This is a genomic window from Leisingera sp. ANG-M6 (genome assembly GCF_000813905.1).
Taxonomy (GTDB): domain Bacteria; phylum Pseudomonadota; class Alphaproteobacteria; order Rhodobacterales; family Rhodobacteraceae; genus Leisingera.
The window spans coordinates 229,689-247,060 of sequence record NZ_JWLG01000015.1 but is presented as its reverse complement, the minus strand read 5'-3'; the positions used below and the strand labels follow the sequence as shown (position 1 = coordinate 247,060).

The 17,372-nt window shown below is 63.8% G+C and carries 19 protein-coding genes and 2 riboswitches; of the genes, 13 read left to right on the top strand and 6 right to left on the bottom strand.

The genetic code is table 11. The features are described 5' to 3' along the window. Positions 1–117 precede the first annotated feature (117 nt). On the top strand, positions 118–1,098 hold the full coding sequence (locus RA24_RS13895; protein ID WP_039147489.1) for an AraC family transcriptional regulator: 981 nt from the start codon (positions 118–120) through the stop codon (positions 1,096–1,098). 114 nt (positions 1,099–1,212) lie between these two features. Beyond that, entirely contained in the window at positions 1,213–1,584 is a 372-nt protein-coding gene (locus RA24_RS13890; protein ID WP_039192236.1) for an SPW repeat domain-containing protein, read from the top strand. 3 nt (positions 1,585–1,587) lie between these two features. Here the strand turns inward: RA24_RS13890 and RA24_RS13885 are convergent, their stop codons facing one another. Continuing rightward, positions 1,588–2,424 (bottom strand): LysR substrate-binding domain-containing protein, encoded by an 837-nt coding sequence (locus RA24_RS13885; RefSeq protein ID WP_039192234.1) that lies wholly within the window; start codon positions 2,422–2,424, stop codon positions 1,588–1,590. 96 nt (positions 2,425–2,520) lie between these two features. Between RA24_RS13885 and RA24_RS13880 the strand changes: the two genes are divergently transcribed. Beyond that, a complete protein-coding gene (locus tag RA24_RS13880; RefSeq protein WP_039192232.1) occupies positions 2,521–3,225 on the top strand; it encodes an SDR family oxidoreductase in 705 nt (234 codons plus the stop codon). Between the two features lie 57 nt (positions 3,226–3,282). On the opposite strand, the gene RA24_RS13875 is transcribed toward RA24_RS13880, so the two are convergent. Then, positions 3,283–4,218, bottom strand: coding sequence for a DMT family transporter (locus RA24_RS13875; RefSeq protein ID WP_039192229.1), 936 nt, complete (start codon positions 4,216–4,218; stop codon positions 3,283–3,285). Between the two features lie 94 nt (positions 4,219–4,312). Here RA24_RS13875 and RA24_RS13870 point away from each other — a divergent pair, with 94 nt between their 5' ends. Then, the gene (locus RA24_RS13870; RefSeq protein WP_039192489.1) at positions 4,313–5,815 is read left to right on the top strand and encodes a malonate--CoA ligase; all 1,503 of its coding nucleotides are present in this window, start codon (positions 4,313–4,315) and stop codon (positions 5,813–5,815) included. Positions 5,816–5,878: 63 nt separating this feature from the next. On the opposite strand, the gene RA24_RS13865 is transcribed toward RA24_RS13870, so the two are convergent. Further along, the gene (locus tag RA24_RS13865; RefSeq protein WP_039192227.1) at positions 5,879–6,517 is read right to left on the bottom strand and encodes a cation transporter; all 639 of its coding nucleotides are present in this window, start codon (positions 6,515–6,517) and stop codon (positions 5,879–5,881) included. Between the two features lie 73 nt (positions 6,518–6,590). Between RA24_RS13865 and RA24_RS13860 the strand changes: the two genes are divergently transcribed. Next, positions 6,591–7,007: a MerR family transcriptional regulator gene (locus RA24_RS13860; RefSeq protein WP_039147483.1), complete on the top strand. Its 417-nt coding sequence runs from the start codon at positions 6,591–6,593 to the stop codon at positions 7,005–7,007. Positions 7,008–7,085: 78 nt separating this feature from the next. On the opposite strand, the gene aroC is transcribed toward RA24_RS13860, so the two are convergent. Then, a complete protein-coding gene (aroC, locus tag RA24_RS13855) occupies positions 7,086–8,186 on the bottom strand; it encodes a chorismate synthase (protein WP_039192224.1) in 1,101 nt (366 codons plus the stop codon). A gap of 232 nt (positions 8,187–8,418) precedes the next feature. Then, a riboswitch (TPP riboswitch) is annotated at positions 8,419–8,510 on the top strand. A 32-nt stretch (positions 8,511–8,542) separates the two neighbouring features. Here aroC and thiB point away from each other — a divergent pair. The 3 genes from thiB to RA24_RS13840 are packed head-to-tail and all read left to right on the top strand — an operon-like array spanning position 8,543 to position 11,737. After that, positions 8,543–9,520: a thiamine ABC transporter substrate binding subunit gene (gene thiB, locus RA24_RS13850; RefSeq protein WP_039192221.1), complete on the top strand. Its 978-nt coding sequence runs from the start codon at positions 8,543–8,545 to the stop codon at positions 9,518–9,520. Next, complete coding sequence (locus RA24_RS13845; RefSeq protein WP_052269601.1) at positions 9,496–11,052, top strand: thiamine/thiamine pyrophosphate ABC transporter permease ThiP; 1,557 nt, start codon at positions 9,496–9,498, stop codon at positions 11,050–11,052. Before thiB ends, RA24_RS13845 begins: the two co-directional genes overlap by 25 nt. Then, positions 11,039–11,737: a thiamine ABC transporter ATP-binding protein gene (locus tag RA24_RS13840; RefSeq protein ID WP_039192218.1), complete on the top strand. Its 699-nt coding sequence runs from the start codon at positions 11,039–11,041 to the stop codon at positions 11,735–11,737. Before RA24_RS13845 ends, RA24_RS13840 begins: the two co-directional genes overlap by 14 nt. A gap of 164 nt (positions 11,738–11,901) precedes the next feature. Here the strand turns inward: RA24_RS13840 and RA24_RS13835 are convergent, their stop codons facing one another. Next, complete coding sequence (locus tag RA24_RS13835) at positions 11,902–12,339, bottom strand: 6,7-dimethyl-8-ribityllumazine synthase (RefSeq protein WP_019297562.1); 438 nt, start codon at positions 12,337–12,339, stop codon at positions 11,902–11,904. Positions 12,340–12,474: 135 nt separating this feature from the next. Further along, positions 12,475–12,624, bottom strand: a riboswitch (FMN riboswitch). Between the two features lie 158 nt (positions 12,625–12,782). Here RA24_RS13835 and RA24_RS13830 point away from each other — a divergent pair. Beyond that, positions 12,783–13,406, top strand: coding sequence for an FMN-binding negative transcriptional regulator (locus tag RA24_RS13830; RefSeq protein WP_039192215.1), 624 nt, complete (start codon positions 12,783–12,785; stop codon positions 13,404–13,406). Here the strand turns inward: RA24_RS13830 and RA24_RS13825 are convergent. Beyond that, entirely contained in the window at positions 13,385–13,681 is a 297-nt protein-coding gene (locus RA24_RS13825; protein ID WP_019297564.1) for an antibiotic biosynthesis monooxygenase family protein, read from the bottom strand. The genes RA24_RS13830 and RA24_RS13825 overlap by 22 nt on opposite strands. 112 nt (positions 13,682–13,793) lie before the next feature. On the opposite strand from RA24_RS13825, the gene RA24_RS13820 reads away from it, so the two are divergent. The 4 genes from RA24_RS13820 to RA24_RS13805 all read left to right on the top strand — a co-directional run bounded on the left by RA24_RS13820 (position 13,794) and on the right by RA24_RS13805 (position 17,324). Next, complete coding sequence (locus tag RA24_RS13820; RefSeq protein ID WP_039192212.1) at positions 13,794–14,396, top strand: glutathione S-transferase; 603 nt, start codon at positions 13,794–13,796, stop codon at positions 14,394–14,396. A 212-nt stretch (positions 14,397–14,608) separates the two neighbouring features. Further along, the gene (petA, locus tag RA24_RS13815) at positions 14,609–15,169 is read left to right on the top strand and encodes a ubiquinol-cytochrome c reductase iron-sulfur subunit (RefSeq protein ID WP_019297566.1); all 561 of its coding nucleotides are present in this window, start codon (positions 14,609–14,611) and stop codon (positions 15,167–15,169) included. A 12-nt stretch (positions 15,170–15,181) separates the two neighbouring features. Then, positions 15,182–16,516, top strand: a complete 1,335-nt coding sequence (petB, locus tag RA24_RS13810; RefSeq protein ID WP_019297567.1) for a cytochrome b — start codon at positions 15,182–15,184, stop codon at positions 16,514–16,516. A 19-nt stretch (positions 16,517–16,535) separates the two neighbouring features. Further along, positions 16,536–17,324, top strand: a complete 789-nt coding sequence (locus RA24_RS13805; protein WP_019297568.1) for a cytochrome c1 — start codon at positions 16,536–16,538, stop codon at positions 17,322–17,324. The last annotated feature ends 48 nt before the right edge of the window (positions 17,325–17,372 follow it).

Genomic DNA, 17,372 nt, shown 5'->3' with positions numbered 1-17,372 from the left:
TGTCAGTGCCACCTTGATCCGTGAAAACGTTGTGGCGTTGAATGCGTGATAGGCCGAAAGATATTGCAGATCGTCCAGCACTCTGGACGCGTGGCACCGAAGGGGTATCCTTTTGCCATGCTGGATCTGTTAAGCGACATTCTCACGCGGCTTTCCCTGAAGGGGACGCTCTATTTCCGCACCTCGTTCACGCCGCCGTGGGGGGTGCATGTGCCGTCCTTCCAGAATGTGGCGCGGTTCCATTTTGCCCATCGCGGTGAATGCCTGGTGCATCTGCCGCAGACCGGTGACACGATCCGGCTGGCGCAGGGGGATCTGGTGGTGATCCCGCATGGGGCGGAACATATGCTGTTTTGCTCCACCACTGGCAAAGAGGCAGTCCTGACGCTGGAGCGGGTGCTGGAGCTGTCCGGGTATCAGGGCGAAGGCGTGCTGGTTTACGGCGGCGATGAGGACGACCGGGATACGCAGCTGATTTGCGGGCATATTTCTTATGGCGCGCAAGGGCATACCGGTGCCGGGCATATGCTTTTGGACCGTTTGCCGCCCTATATGCATATTCAGGACTATGGCGAAGCCCGCGGTGCTTGGCTGGAGGCAACGTTGCGGGTCATTGCCGCGGAAGCCGGGCAGGCGCGCATGGGCGGTGACCTGATTGCGCTGAAAATGTCCGAGGCGATCTTTGCGCAGGCGATCCGGGTGCATCTGGAAAGCCTGACGTCGGATGACAGCGCCTTGGCCGGTTTTGCGGACCCCCGGCTCCACCGCGCCTTGACGGCGTTTCACAAGAATCCGGCAGCAAACTGGTCGGTGGAGGACCTGGCCCGGACGGCGGGAATGTCGCGGACCGGGTTTGCCCAAACCTTTACTGCCAAGATGGAGGTGACGCCGATGCAGTATCTTACGTCCTGGCGGATGCAAATTGCCTGCCAGGGGCTGGCGGAGCAGGGATTGAATGTCGCCGACGCGGCGGAACTGGCGGGCTACGCCTCCGAAGCTGCGTTTTCCAGGGTGTTCCGCAAGCAGGTTGGCCTCTCTCCGGCGGCGTACCGGCAGAAGCATGCCAATGTCGATTTTTCCGAAACGTCGCACATGTGAACGATCTGCAAGGTTTCTTGTCTTAGCTAGAGTTATTCGTTCCTGATTTTGAGTCCACTCTGGGTTCATGGCCGCAAACCTTGCGGTCCTGAAAAACAGAAAAGGACCTGACACATGCCCCTCCGTTTTGTGACGCGCACCATCCACGCCTATCTCGACTACCCGGTGGCCATTGCCCTGATGGGGCTGCCGTTCCTGCTGGGCCTCGGTGAAAGCAATCCGCTGGCGCTGTGGCTGTCGGTGGCAACCGGCATCGCCGCCTTTGCGCTGACGGTGCTGACGGACCATCACCTCGGCCTGATCCGGGTGCTGCCTTACAAGCTGCATTTGACGGTTGACCTGATTGTTGGCCTCACCTTTCTGGCGGCGCCTTTTGTCTTTGGCTTTGCCGGGCTGGATGCGGCCTTCTACTGGCTGAATGGCGCGGCGGTTGTTGCTGTGATCTCGCTCAGCGCGCCGGAAGAGGTTGAGGCCGCCTCTGCCTGAATGTTATTGGCGCAGCAGCCAGTCCACCACCGTCTTGGCCCGGCCCTGAGTGCTGGGCCAAAGCACGTAAAAGCCCTGATCCCCCAGCCGCGGCGCCTGCCACAGCTCTGCCAGCGGCTGGCTGCCCAGGAAAATGCGGGGCACAAGGGCGATGCCCTGGCCGTTCATTGCCGCGTCCATCGCCAGAGCCGTCTGGTTGAATTGCAGCACCCGGCCCGTGGCCGTGAGCCCGTGCTGCCGCAGCAGAAGGTCCCAGTGGTGGTGCCCGTCCTGGATCAGCGTGTGCTGCGCCAGATCCTCCAGTTCGGGAGAATCCTCTTTTGTTAGAGCCGAATCCTGGCGTGCCACTGCCACCAGGTCCACCAGCGACAGCAGCGCAGAGTTCAGGCTGCTTTCCTGTGGCTTGCCGCCCTGGCGGATGGCGATGTCGATGCCGTCGCGCTTGAAATCCGTCAGGCTTTCCTCGGCCACAACCCGCAGGTCGATGCCGGGGTGGCGGGCCTCGAACTCCGGCAGCCGGGGCACCAGCCATTTCGAGGCAAAGGAAGGCGGCACCGACAGCGTCACCCGCTGCACCGCGGGTGCCAACTGGTCTGTGGCTTCGCGGATCAGCATCAGCGCCTGCCGGACTGGCGCATGATAGCTGCGGCCTGTGTCCGTGAGGGTCAGCCCGCGGGCGTGGCGGTGGAACAGTTTGTGGCCCAGATCGGCCTCCAGCCGCCGCACCTGCTGCGCCACTGCGCCCTGGGTCAGGTGCAGCTCCTCCGCCGCGCGGCCGAAGTTCAGGTGGCGGGCGGCGGCATCGAACATCCGCAGGGCGTTGAGGTTGGGCAGGCGCATCAGGTTTCAGCCAGTAGTTTTCCTACAGTCTGGCGCGATGAGACATGATTGGTCAAGCGCGGCCTGAACCGCCATCCTGAGGGCAAGCAAAGGAGTATGGACATGACCAAGGTTGCTCTCTTCACCGCCGCGGGCAGCGGCATGGGCGCGGATGCCGCCCGCCACCTTCACGAACAAGGGTATGAGGTTGCGATCCTGTCGTCCTCCGGCAAGGGCGAGGCGCTGGCGCAGGAGCTGGGCGGGGTGGGCCATACCGGCTCTAACCTGGTGCAAAGCGATCTGCAGGCGCTGGTGGACAAGGCGATGGACCGCTGGGGGCGGATCGACGTGCTGGTCAACTCGGCCGGCCACGGGCCCAAGGGCGATATCCTGGAGATCAGCGACGACGACTGGCATCTGGGGATGGAATACTACCTGATGAATGTGATCCGCCCGGCGCGGCTGGTGGCGCCCATCATGGCGGTGCAGGGCAAGGGGTCGATCATCAACATCTCCACCTTTGCGGTGTTTGAGCCGGACCCGCTGTTCCCGACCTCCGGTGTGTTCCGGGCCGGGCTGGCGAGCTTTGCCAAGCTGTTTGCCGACAAGTTCGCGGCCCAGGGCGTGCGGATGAACAATGTGCTGCCGGGCTTTATCGACAGCCTGCCGGAGACTGAGGACCGCAAGGCGCGGATCCCGATGGGGCGTTATGGCACTGCGCGCGAAATCTCTGCGCTGGTAGCCTATCTGGCCTCGGATGATGCGGGTTATACCACCGGGCAGAACATTCGCGTGGACGGCGGTTTGACCCGCGCGATCTAAGCGGGCTGGTTCTGGGAGCAGGCTTAAGTAATGCAAAGACGCCCTTTTTAGAGCCTGTTATCCGCCCTTGGGGTCGATCAGCGGCTTGGCCTTGCCGCGCCGCAGGCCCAGCCGGTGCTCGCGCCAGATCACCAGCACGTTGCCGGCAATGACCAGCGCAGCACCGGCCAGCATCACCAGCGTCGGCCATTCGTCGAACCACACATAGCCGATCACGATGGCAAAGATCATCGAGGCGTAATCATAGGGCGCCAGCATCGAGGCGGGCGCAAAGCGGTAGGAGGAGGTGACCAGGATCTGTGCCACACCGCCGACCAGCCCGGCGCTGACCAACAGCGCGGCGGTTTGCGCGTCAGGCATCACCCAGCCGAAGGGCGCCGTCAGCAGCGCCAGGGCCGAGGCGGTCAGCGAGAAATAGAACACGATGGCCGCGGTATGCTCCGACTGGACCATGCGGCGGATGTGGATCTGCACAAAGCCGCGGGCCACGGTGGCCCCGACCACCAGCAAGACCCCCAGCATGGCGCCATCGCCCAGATCGCCGCCCAGGCGCGGCCAGATCATGATCAGAACGCCTAACAGGCCGATGGCCACGGCACTGATCCGCACCAGCCGGATGGTCTCTCCCAAAAACAGCGCTGCAAGGATCAGCGTGAAGATCGGCGTGGCATAGCCGATGGCCGTGACTTCCGGCAGCGGCAGCAGCGCCAGCCCCATGAAGGTCATCCCCATCGCCGAGGTGCCGACCAGCCCGCGCCACACGTGAAACATCGGCTTCCTGGTGATCAGCCCGTGCCGCAGCTCGCCGCGCGCCGCCAGCCAGGCCACGATCACCGGAATGGCAAAGAAGGAGCGGAAGAACACGGCCTCGCCCGCGGGGACGGTTTCCGAGGTGGCCTTGATGATCCCGGACAATGCGGTGAACAGCGCAATGGCGGTCACTTTCAAGAGGACCGCCAGCACAGGCCGATGCGATGTTAAGGATTTTGCCATGGCGCGACCCTGCGCCCAAGCGCCGCAAAGATCAATGGCTTGATTTTGGCTGGCCAAGCCGCGCAAATGGCGCCGCCAGATGAAGGAGCCGCAGATGTATGACGCCAACCACCTGATCCGCCAGCTGCGTGAGTCCTCCCTGGGGCGCGAGGAGGATGTTTTTGCCCGGCTCCCGGAGGGCGGCACGGTCACCTTCGGCGCGCTGTTTGCCGGCGCGGAGCGGATGGCGGCGGCTTTGGTCTCGCAAGGCGTGCAGCCCGGCGACCGGGTGGCGGTGCAGGTTCAGAAGACCTTTCAGGCGATTGAGCTGTACCTGGGCACGGTAATGGCGGGCGGCATCTTTCTGCCGCTCAACACCGCTTATACCGGGCCGGAAGTCGCCTATTTCGTTGGCGACGCAACGCCCCGGGTGGTGGTTTGCGATCCTGCACGGCTGGAGGAGATCAGCGCGGTCTCCGGAGAGGCGGAGGTGCTGACACTGGATGCGGCGGGGCAGGGCAGCTTGCGGGATCTGGCGGACGGGCAGGGCGGCTTTGATCCTGTGGCCCGAAAGGCGGATGATCTTGCGGCGATCCTTTATACCTCCGGCACCACCGGGCGCTCCAAGGGTGCGATGCTGAGCCATGACAATTTGGCCTCCAACTCGCTGACGCTGCGGGATTGCTGGCGGTTCACCAAGGACGACGTGCTGATCCATGCGCTGCCGATCTTCCACACACACGGGCTGTTTGTGGCAACCAATGTGGCGCTGTTTGCCGGCGCCCAGGTGGTGTTCCTGCCGGGGTTCGATGGGGATGCCATTTTGGAGGCGATGCCCAAGGCCACGGCGCTGATGGGGGTGCCGACCTTTTACACCCGCCTGCTGTCGGATGACCGGCTGACGCCGGAGCGCGCTGCAAACATGCGTCTGTTCATCTCCGGCTCCGCACCCCTGCTGGTCGATACCCACGAGCAGTGGGAGGCCTGCACCGGCCACCGCATCCTGGAACGCTACGGGATGACCGAAACCAATATGAGCACCTCCAACCCCTATGACGGAGAGCGCCGGGCCGGCACCGTCGGTTTCCCGCTGCCGGGGGTGGAGGCGCGGGTGATGCGGGACGGGGCTGAGGTGCCGGCCGGAGAGATCGGCGTGCTGGAGGTGCGCGGGGCCAATGTGTTCCAGGGCTATTGGCAGATGCCGGAGAAAACGGCGGAGGAGCTGCAGCCGGATGGCTGGTTCATCACCGGCGACATGGCAAAGATCGACGCTGACGGTTATGTCACCATTGTCGGGCGCGAGAAGGATCTGATCATCACCGGCGGATTCAATGTCTATCCCAAGGAGGTGGAGAGCCTGATTGATGACCTGCCCGGCGTGCTGGAAAGCGCCGTCATTGGCGTGCCGCATCCCGACTTTGGCGAGGCAGTGGTGGCGGTGGTTGTGCCGGAAGGCAAGGGCACCAGCGCTGAGGCGATCAAGGCGGCTCTGTCCGGGCATTTGGCCAAGTTCAAGCAACCCAAGGAGATCATCCTGCTGGAGGCCTTGCCGCGCAACACCATGGGCAAGGTGCAGAAGAAAGCCCTGCGCGAGGCATACGCAGGGCTGTTTGGTTAAGCTCTGTTCCGTCCGGCCGAAAGGCCGGGCTGCGCCTGCTTGGGCAGGCGTGGCCCTAAGCACTTAGTGTTGGTGCGCTTCTGCGTGTGCCTCTTCCTCGCGCCACTCCCGCACCGCCTGCACCAGGATCTGGAAGGCGGAGCTCAGGAACAGCCCGCCCATGATGCCGGCCACGATGAGGTCCGGCCAGCCGGTGGCGGTGCCCCAGACGCCAAGCGCCGCAATCATCACCGCCACATTGCCGATCGCGTCATTGCGCGAGCAGAGCCAGACCGAGCGCACATTGGCGTCCCCGTCCTTGTAGCGGGCCAGCAGCATGACCGAGATCAGGTTGGCCGCCAGCGCCATAAAGCCGATAACCCCCATGATCTGCGCCTGCGGCACGCCAACGTAGAACACCTGATAGACGGTGGAGCCGAACACCCAGGCACCCATCAGCAACAGGCTGATGCCCTTGCCCAGGGCGGCCAGTGCCCGGGTGCGTAAGGACGCGCCGATCACCGCCAATGAGATGCCATAGGTCAGCGCGTCACCCAGAAAATCCAGCGCGTCCGCCTTCAGCGCCTGGCTGCCGGACATCTGCCCCGCGCCCATTTCCACCGCGAACATGCCGGCGTTGATGGCGATCACCAGCCAAAGCCTGCGTTTGTAGTCGTCCGATACCCCGTCGAACCTTGCGTTGTGATTGCAGCAGCCTGCCATTGCTCTTGTCCTCATTCCTGATTCGATATCAATGTAGGGCCTCTAGTCACTAGAGCATCAAGAGGTCATTGCGATGTTTTCCATCGGCCAGCTGTCCAAGGCCACCGGCGTGAAGGTGCCAACCATCCGCTATTACGAGGAAATCGGCCTGCTGCCGCAACCGGGCCGCAATGCCGGCAACCAGCGCCGCTACGGGCAGGACGGCATGGACGCGCTGGGTTTTATCAGACATGCCCGCGACCTTGGGTTTTCGCTGGAGGACATCAAGGTGATGATGTCGATCGAGGGACAATTGGGAGAGGATTGCTCAGAGGTGCACCGCATCGCCGAGGCGCAGCTGAATGCGGTGCGGGCGCGGATAACCAGGCTGGAGCGGCTGGCGGGGGAGTTGGAGCGCATCACCCATCTGTGCGGCCACGGGCAGGGCGGAGATTGCAAGGTGCTGTCGGCGCTGGGCGATCACGGGCAATGCGGCAGCGACCACGGCTGAGGAACGAAAAAAGGCGAAGCCTGCATCTGCACGCTTCACCCTTGAGAATGCGAATTGGCGCTTATTAGAGCCTTACCTTCAGCCAATCCGGCCCTGGTTTTCGCCGATCTGGCCGCGATGCAGCAACAGGTGATCGAGGATCACGCAGGCCATCATTGCCTCGGCCACCGGCACCGCGCGGATGCCGACGCAGGGGTCGTGGCGGCCCTTGGTGATCACTTCGGTGGCGGAACCGTCCTTGCGGATCGACTGGCGCGGGGTGAGGATTGAAGACGTTGGCTTGACCGCAAAGCGCACCACCACATCCTGCCCGGTGGAGATGCCGCCGAGGATGCCGCCGGCGTGGTTGGAGGAATACTCAGGGCCGTTTTCGCCCATGAAAATCTCGTCGGCGTTTTCCGAACCTTTGAGGCGCGCGGCGTTCATGCCTTCGCCGATCTCGACGCCCTTCACGGCGTTGATCGACATCATCGCGGCGGCCAGATCGGTGTCCAGCTTGCCATAAACCGGCGCGCCGATGCCTGCGGGGACACCCCGGGCAACAACCTCAACCACGGCGCCAACGGAATCATGCGCCTTGCGCAGGGCCTGCAGGTAGTCTTCCCATTCCTGCACTGCGCCAGCGTCGGGGATCCAGAAATCATTCTGTTCAATCGCGTCCCAGTCAAAGCGGCTGCGGTCGATCTCCAGCTCGCCCATTTGGGTCATGTAGCCCTTGATCTCCAGCCCCGGCACCAGCGCCTTGATTGCTTCACGTGCAACACCGCCGGCTGCCACCCGCGCCGCGGTCTCGCGCGCCGAGGAGCGGCCGCCGCCGCGGTAGTCGCGGTTGCCGTATTTCTGGAAATAGGTGATGTCGGCGTGGCCCGGGCGGAAGGTCTGGGAAATCTCGCCGTAGTCCTTGGAGCGCTGGTCGGTGTTTTCGATCATCAGCTGGATCGGGGTGCCGGTGGACATGCCGTCGAACACGCCGGAGAGGATCTTCACCGCGTCCGGTTCGTTGCGCTGGGTGGTATTCTTGTTCTGGCCGGGACGGCGCTTGTCCAGCCACTGCTGCAGCATTTCCGGCGCCAGCGGCACGTTCGGCGGGCAGCCGTCGACGGTGGCGCCAAGCGCGGGCCCGTGGCTTTCGCCCCAGGTGGTGACGCGGAAGAGGTGTCCAAAGCTGTTCATCGACATGAGGCGCGGTCTCCTTTGCGGGACGTGCTTAGCGGGCAGGGGCCTGTGCCTCAAGCGGATTCCTCTGCGGCAAAGGGCATAGGGGGCGCTGTCCCCGCCGCCTGGGGCGGCTCCCCCGGGATATTTTCAGCTGGAAGAACACAGGATCGGCGCGGGCGGCGGTCCAGTTTGCCTGAAGCGTAGGTCCTGGCGGGGCTTTGGCTTGTCTTTGCTGCGGCTGGGGCCTAATGTCCGCGCCACCTCGGGGTGCGCGCAAGCGCTGAGATGACACCCGTTGAACCTGAACCGGATCACACCGGCGGAGGGAAGGTACTGGACAGCCTCCACCCTTGCCCAAAGCCGCAAAGGAGGATGGCATGAAACATCTTGCATTTGCAGCGGGACTGCTTGGCGCCTCGGCAGCCTTTGCCGAAACGCCCGAACTCACCGTTTATACCTATGACAGCTTTGTTTCCGACTGGGGCCCAGGCCCGGCAGTGGAAAAGGCGTTTGAGGAGGTTTGCGGCTGCGACCTGAAACTGGTTGGCGCAGGCGATGGCGCGGCGCTGCTGGCGCGGGTCAAGCTGGAGGGCGCACGCTCGGACGCGGACGTGGTGCTGGGGCTGGATACCAACCTGACCGCGGCGGCCAAGGAAACCGGGTTGTTTGCAGAGCATTCCGTGAGCGCCGAGTTTGCGCTGCCGGTGGAATGGAACGACGCGACCTTTGTGCCGTATGACTGGGGCTACTTTGCCTTTGTCCACAACGCCGATGCCGCGGCGCCCGCGGATTTCAAGGCGCTGGCCGCCAGCGACACCAAGATCGTGATCCAGGACCCGCGCTCCTCGACACCGGGTCTGGGCCTGCTCTTGTGGGTGAAGGCCGCCTATGGCGACGAGGCGCCGGAGATTTGGAAGGGCCTGTCTGACAACGTCGTGACCGTGACCAAGGGCTGGTCCGAGGCCTATGGCATGTTCCTGGAGGGTGAGGCCGACATGGTGCTGTCCTATACCACTTCGCCCGCTTATCACCTGATTGCCGAGGAAGACGGCTCCAAGGCGGCGGCGGCCTTTGATGAGGGGCATTACATGCAGGTGGAGGTGGCCGGCAAACTGGCGAACAGCGACCAGCCGGAGCTGGCCGACCAGTTCCTGGCCTTTATGGTGTCGGATGCGTTCCAGTCGATCATTCCGACCACCAACTGGATGTATCCGGCGGTGACCCCGGCGGCAGGCCTGCCGGAAGGATTCGGCACCCTGATCGCGCCTGAAAAATCGTTGCTGCTGAGCGAAACGGAAGCGGCAGAAGTGCGCGATGCGGCGCTGGGCGAATGGCTGGACGCGCTCAGCCAGTAAGCGCCTTTCCCGGAAGCGCCGCTGCCCTGCTGGTGGCGGCGCTGATTCTGGGGACGCTGGGGGCTGTTGCCCTGCGGGCCGAGGCCGGCACCGGGTTCGGCGTTAGCGACTGGGCGGCGCTGCGGTTCACGCTGACCCAGGCGAGTCTGTCGGCGCTCTTGAGCGTCGGCCTTGCCATTCCCGTCGCCCGCGGGCTGGCGCGGCGGCGGTTCCCGGGGCGGACGCTGCTGATTGCACTGCTGGGCGCGCCCTTCATTCTTCCTGTAATTGTTGCGATCCTTGGTCTGTTGGCTGTCTTTGGCCGGGCCGGCTGGCTGAGCCAAGGGTTGATTTTCCTTGGGTTAGAGCCTGTTCAAATCTACGGGCTGCACGGGGTGGTGCTGGCGCATGTCTTTTTCAACCTGCCTTTGGCAACCCGGCTGATCCTGCAGGGCTGGCAGGAAATTCCTGCCGAGCGTTTCCGTCTGGCGGCGCAGCTGGATGCCGGGCCGCTGGCGATGTGGCGGCTGCTGGAAGGGCCGATGCTGCGGCGGGTGGCGCCGGGCGCGCTGGCGGTGGTGTTTGCCATTTGCCTGTCCAGCTTTGCGGTGGCGCTGACCTTGGGCGGCGGCCCGAGGGCGACGACCCTTGAGCTCGCCATCTATCAGGCGTTCCGCTTTGATTTCGACCTGGGCCGCGCGGCGCTTCTGTCGGGGCTGCAGCTGCTGCTGACCGGTGCCGCCGCGCTGGTGGCGTTGCGGGTGTCGGCGGGCGAAGGATTTGGGGCCGGGCTTGACCGGGCTGTGCAGCGCTGGGACGGGCAGGGGGCACTGGCGCGTGGATTGGACGGGTTCTGGATTGTCCTGTCGGCGGCGTTTCTGCTGCTGCCGCTGGCGGCGATTGTGCTGGCGGGGCTGCCGGGGCTGACAGCACTGAAGGGCTCTGTATGGCAGGCGGCGGGGAACTCCATTCTGGTTGCTGCGCTCAGCACCGTGATCCTGTTGATGCTTGCCCTGCCGATGGCCGCTGCGGCTGCCGCCGGGCGCAGCGGCATCGCCGAACTTTCGGGTATCCTCGGCCTTGCGGCCTCGCCGCTGGTAATCGGCACCGGGCTGTTCATCCTGATCTACCCCATTGCGGACCCCTTTGCGCTGGCGCTGCCGGTGACAGCTCTGGTCAATGCGGTGATGGCGCTGCCCTTTGCCATGCGCATCCTGGTGCCGCGGGCGCGGGAGGTTCTGGGGCGTTATGGCCGGTTGTCGCTGTCGCTGGACATGCAGGGATGGGCGTTCGTGCGCAGGGTCTACCTGCCGCGGATGCGGGCACAGACAGGGTTTGCGGCCGGGCTGGCAGCGGCGCTGTCGATGGGGGATCTTGGCGTGGTGGCGCTGTTCGCCGATCCGGATTTCGCAACACTGCCCTTGCAGATCTACCGGCTGATGGGGGCCTACCGGATGGAGGCGGCTGCTGCTGCGGCGCTGCTCTTGCTGATGCTGTCGATGGGGGCATTCTGGATTTTGGACCGCGGGGGGCGCTGGCATGCTGAGGCTTGAGAGCTGCCGGATCATGAACGGCGATTACGCGGTGGAGGCGGATCTGGAGATCGCGCCCGGCGCCTGCGTCGCGGTGATTGGCCCGTCCGGGGCCGGCAAGTCAACGCTGGTGGAGGCCGTGGCCGGTTTCCTGCCGGTGACCCGCGGGCGTATTTTGTGGAGGGGCGCCGACCTGACCCGCCAGGCGCCGGGCAAGCGGCCGGTGGCAATGCTGTTTCAGGACGGCAACCTGTTCCCGCATCTGACCGTGGCGCAGAATGTGGCGCTGGGGCTGCATGCAAACCTGCGGCTGAGCGCGGCGGAGTGGAGCCGGGTTGATGCCGCGCTGGAGCGGGTTGGCCTGGGCGGCATGGGCACACGCAAGCCTGCGGCCCTGTCCGGCGGGCAGCAAAGCCGGGTGGCGCTGGCGCGGGTGCTGGTGCAGGGGCGGGACATTCTGCTGTTGGATGAGCCCTTTGCCGCGCTGGGCCCGGCGCTGAAAGCAGAGATGCTGGACCTGGTGGCGGAACTGGCCCGCGAAAGCGGCGCCACGGTGCTGATGGTCAGCCATGATCCGAATGACGCCCGCCGGATCGCGGATCAGGTGGTGCTGGTGGCGGAGGGCAGGGCGCATGAGCCGCAGGCAACGGCGGAGCTGCTGAACAACCCGCCGCCGGCCTTGAAGGCTTATTTGGGATCTGCCTGACGCGCCGCCGGGAGCCGGTTTCGGAGGCGTGTAAGTGAAAAGGGGTTTCGCTGCGAAACCTTGTTTATAAACAAATGGTTAAACAGATTTTTTGGCCTTTTGCCGGATGCCCGCCGCCGGTGCGGCGGGCTGGTGCAGGGGATAATGCACTGTAAGTGCTGTGTTTATGCGGCCAACGCCGCCTCCCGCGTCTTGGTGATCATCAGCGCTGCACTGGCGGCTTCGTTGCCTTTTTGCACGAAGTGCGCGCGGTAGATGGCCATGTGATGCTCCGTTTCCTGGAAATGATGCGGTGTCAGCGAGACCGACAGAACCGGCACCCCGGTGTCCATGCCGGCGCGCATCAGACCGTCAACCACGGCCTGCGCCACGAAATCATGCCGGTAGATGCCGCCGTCGACGACCAGCGCAGCGCAGGCCACGGCGGCGTATTTTCCAGTTTTTGCCAGCTCCTGCGCCAAGAGGGGCATTTCAAAGGCGCCGGGAACGTCGAACACGTCGACCTGCTCCGCCGGGATCAGCTGCAGGAAGCCCTCCAGCGCCTGGTCGACAATATCGGCATGCCATTGCGCCTTGATGAAGGCATAGCGGGTGTGTGTCATTTCGTAATCTCCTATACAGTTTGGTGGCCCGCTGGCGGCCGCGAAAACCGGTGTCCACTTTTCGCTGCCAGCACGGCATGACACGTCACCCAAGGCGATCACGAACAGACGGGCGCACGTATCCGTGGCTCGTCTGCACGTTCTCTTCCATCCGGACTATGACCGTCGGCTCTGGAGTCGCACCAGATCTGCTGACACTTCCAAAAGCTTGGAAGCCGCTCGCGGGCTTACGGGACGTGCCCGCTTACCGCCGGTGGGGAATTCCGCCCCGCCCTGAGAACACGCGGACATTGCCAAGCGGCGCAGCCGATTTCAAGATCGGAACGCTGGGGGCCCGTCCGGGAAGTGAAATTGGTATTGTTCCTTGGCCGGGAAGTGGAGCTTTTCAAATTGCAGGACCCCATTCCATGGTACGGGGGACGGGCAGGCACAGGAGAATTTTCATGCACCCCAATCCGGTTTTCCACGATGCGGATACCGCTCAGAACCTGGCGTTTGCCCGTGCGCGGGCCTTTGGCGTGCTGGCGGTCTCCACGGAGGAGGCGCCGCTGATCAGCCATGTGCCGTTCCTGATTTCCGAAGACGGTGAATGGGCGGATCTGCATCTGGTGCGCTCCAATCCGATTGTGCGGATGCTGAAGGAAGCGCGCCCGGCCAGGATCGCCGTCAGCGGGCCGGATGGCTATGTCTCGCCGGACTGGTACGGGGTGCCAGATCAGGTGCCGACCTGGAACTATGTCGCGGTGCATCTGACTGGCGAGCTGGAGTTGCGTTCGGATGAGGAATTGCGCGATCTGCTGGACCGGCAGTCGGCGTTCTATGAGGCGCGGCTGGCGCCGAAGCCGCCCTGGACGACGGCCAAGATGGATGCAGCGGCGCTGGCGCGGATGATGCGGATGATCGTGCCCGCCCGGATGCGGATCACGGGCTCTGATGGCACCTGGAAGCTGAGCCAGAACAAACCGGACGCCGCGCGCGCGGGAGCCGCAGAGGCCATAGCCGGCGGCATGGGCGCGGAGCTGGAGGAGCTGGCGGTGCTGATGCGTCAGGCTTCTACCAGATCATAGTGTTTGATGGTGCGCGACTCGACCAGTTCGGCCTCGGCCGGGTCGATGTGCGGACTGGTGTAATCCTCGCCCACAAATGCCTTGAGCGAGGCCAGATCCCTCCAGACCATCACAAAGCTGAACTCCCGCGGGGTCTCAGAGCGCGGCGCGCCGGGCAGGACCGAGACGATGCCCTCGGTGCCCTTCATCAGCGGGATTGCGGTTTCATGAAAGAACTTGCTGAACTCGGCTTCTTTGCCGGGCCGTATGGTAACCTGGAATATCCGCATGATCATTGTGGGGCTCCTGTCACTTGTTACACAGGCCCAGTCTAGCACAGTGCTGCATTTGCCCCTTCCCCTCAGGCCCGCTTGCAGTAGGCTGCGGCCAAACACCGGAGGATTTTCCATGAAGCTCACTTTTTCCCAGGCATCCCCCTTTGCCCGCAAGGTTGTGGTTTTGCTGCATGAAACCGGGCAGCTGGAGGATGTTGATATTGTGGACGTCACCACCACACCCCTGAAGCCCAGCCCGGATGTGAAGGCCAGCAACCCGCTGGCCAAGATCCCGGCGCTGGAGCGCAATGACGGGCCGGCCTTGTATGACAGCCGGGTGATCTGCGCCTACCTGGATGAGCGCGCAGGCGGCAAATTGTATGGCCGCGGCTGGGACAGCAAGGTGCTGGAGGCCACGGCCGACGGAATCATGGATGCGGCGGTGCTGATGTCTTATGAAAAACGGCTGCGTCCCGAAGAAAAACAATGGGACGGCTGGCTGGAGGCGCAGCAAAGCAAGGTGCTGGGCGGCTGCGCGGCGCTGAATGCCCGCTGGATGAGCCACCTGCAGGGGCCGCTGGATATCGGCCAGATCGCGGTGGCCTGCGCCCTGGCTTATGTGGATTTCCGCCACCCGGAAACCAACTGGCGCCAGGGTAATGAGGGGCTGGCGGACTGGTTCGCTGATTTCGAATCGCGCCCGGCGATGCAGGCGACAAAACCACCCGCGGCCTGAGCTCTGGGCCTTGAAACAGACAGGTGCCGCGCCGATATGGGTGCGGCACTGTCACACAGGCGTGACAGAATTGCCGTCTGCGGCTTTCTGCGCGCCTATGACCGCTGGACGAAGCGGCTTCTCCCCGCTAGACACGCGCCTGAGTCACTGCGAGCAATCGCGGTGCATGCGCATGTTTGCCCTAAACGGGCGCTGGAATTGGAGAAAACCTCGTGTCCCACGCAGAAGACCACGAAGGAACCCGGAGAGATTTCCTCTACTACGCCACTGCCGGCGCCGGGGCAGTGACCGCGGGTGCCGCCGTATGGCCCCTGGTCAACCAGATGAACCCCTCCGCCGACGTGAAAGCGCTGTCCTCGATCCTGGTCGATGTCAGCGGCGTGGAAGTTGGCACGCAGATCTCGGTCATGTTCCTTGGTAAGCCGGTGTTCATCCGCCGCCGCACCCAGGAAGAGATCGAGGCAGCCCGTGCCGTGGAGCTGTCCGAACTGATCGACCCGCGGTCGGAAAACGCCAACAAGCCGGGCACCGACGCGGCTGACGCGAACCGGACCATGGACGACGCCGGCGAATGGCTGGTGATGATGGGTGTTTGCACCCACCTCGGCTGTGTGCCGCTGGGCGACGGTGCCGGCGAATTCAACGGCTGGTTCTGCCCGTGCCACGGCTCGCACTACGACACCGCAGGCCGCATCCGCAAAGGCCCGGCGCCGGAGAACCTGCACGTGCCGGTGGCTGAGTTCACCGATGCCAACACCATCAAGCTGGGATAAGGAAACGCGCTCATGTCCGGTATTCCGCACGACCATTACGAGCCGAAGACAGGCGCAGAAAAGTGGCTGCACAGCCGCCTGCCCATCGTCGGCCTGATCTATGACACCATCATGATCCCCACCCCCAAGAACCTGAACTGGTGGTGGATCTGGGGCATCGTCCTGGCCTTCTGCCTGGCGCTGCAAATCGTCACCGGCATCGTCCTGGTGATGCACTACACCCCGCATGTTGATCTGGCGTTCGCCTCTGTCGAGCATATCATGCGCGACGTGAACGGCGGCCATATGCTGCGTTACCTGCATATGAACGGCGCGTCGCTGTTCTTTGTTGCTGTCTACATCCACATCTTCCGCGGCCTGTACTACGGCTCCTACAAGGCGCCCCGCGAAGTCACCTGGATTGTCGGCATGCTGATCTACCTGATGATGATGGGCACCGCCTTCATGGGCTACGTTCTGCCCTGGGGCCAGATGTCCTTCTGGGGGGCCACCGTTATCACCGGCCTGTTTGGCGCGATCCCGTTCATCGGCGAAGCGATCCAGACCTGGCTGCTGGGCGGGCCCGCAGTGGACAACGCAACCCTGAACCGCTTCTTCTCGCTGCACTACCTGCTGCCCTTCGTGATTGCAGCGCTGGTGATCGTGCACATCTGGGCCTTCCACACCACCGGCAACAACAACCCGACCGGTGTTGATGTCCGCAAGGGGTCCAAGGAAGAAGCCAAGAAAGACACCCTGCCGTTCTGGCCGTACTTCGTGATCAAGGACTTCCTGGGCCTGGCCGTTGTGCTGGTTGTGTTCTGGGCCATCGTCGGCTTCATGCCGAACTACCTGGGCCACCCGGACAACTACATCGAAGCCAACCCGCTGGTGACCCCGGCGCACATCGTTCCGGAATGGTACTTCCTGCCGTTCTACGCGATCCTGCGTGCCTTCACCTCCGAGGTCTGGGTGGTGCAGTTCGCGTCCTTCGTGACCGGCGGCATTGTGGATGCGAAGTTCTTTGGCGTGATCGCCATGTTCGGCGCGATCCTGGCCATGGCGCTGGCGCCCTGGCTGGACACCTCCAACGTGCGTTCGGGCCGTTACCGCCCGATGTTCAAATGGTGGTTCGCGCTGCTGGTCGTCGACTTCTTTGCCCTGATGTGGCTGGGTGCGATGCCGGCGGAAGAGCCTTATGCATCGTTCTCGCTGATCGCATCGGCCTACTGGTTCGGCTACTTCTTCGTGATCCTGCCGCTGCTGGGCGTGATCGAGAAGCCGCTGGCTCAGCCTGCAACCATCGAAGAGGATTTCGACGCCCACTACGGCAAGAAGTCTTCTGCTGACGCCACTCCTGCCGAGTAAGAAGAAGGAACACCTGACAATGTTCAAGAAACTGGCAACCGGTGCCGCCTTCGCTCTGGCCATGATCCCTGCTGCGTCTTACGCAGCAGGCGGCGGCGAGCAGCACATCACCGACTACGCCTTCTCGTTTGAAGGCCCGTTCGGCACTTACGACCGCAACCAGCTGCAGCGCGGCCTGCAGATCTACACCGAAGTCTGCGCGGCCTGCCACGGGCTGAAGCTGGTGCCGCTGCGCACCCTGGCAGACGAGGGCGGCCCGCAGCTGCCGGAGGATCAGGTGCGTGCCTACGCAGCTGACAACTTCAGCGTCTACGATCCGGAACTGGATGAGGACCGCCCGGCCAAGCCGGTCGATCACTTCCCGGAGAACAACAACGCCGGCGCCCCGGACCTCAGCATGATGGCCAAGGCGCGTGCGGGCTTCCACGGCCCCTATGGCCTGGGCATCAACCAGCTGTTCAAGGGCATGGGCGGTGCCGAGTACATCGCCTCGCTGCTGGCCGGCTACACCGGTGAGTCCAAGGAAGAAGCAGGCACCACCTTCTATGAGAACACTGCCTTCCCGGGCGGCTGGATCTCCATGGCGCCGCCGCTGTCCGATGAGCAGGTGGAATTTGCCGACGGCCACGCCAACGACGTGGAAGCCATGTCGCAGGACGTCGCGGCCTTCCTGATGTGGACCGCAGAGCCCAAGATGATGGCGCGCAAGCAGGCCGGTTTTGTCGGCGTGCTGTTCCTGACCCTGCTGTCGGTGATGCTGTATCTGACCAACAAGCGCCTTTGGGCGCCGCACAAGGGCAAGCACTGATCCCTGGCAGCTGACTAAAGCTTTGAAACATCAAACCCCCGCAAGTGA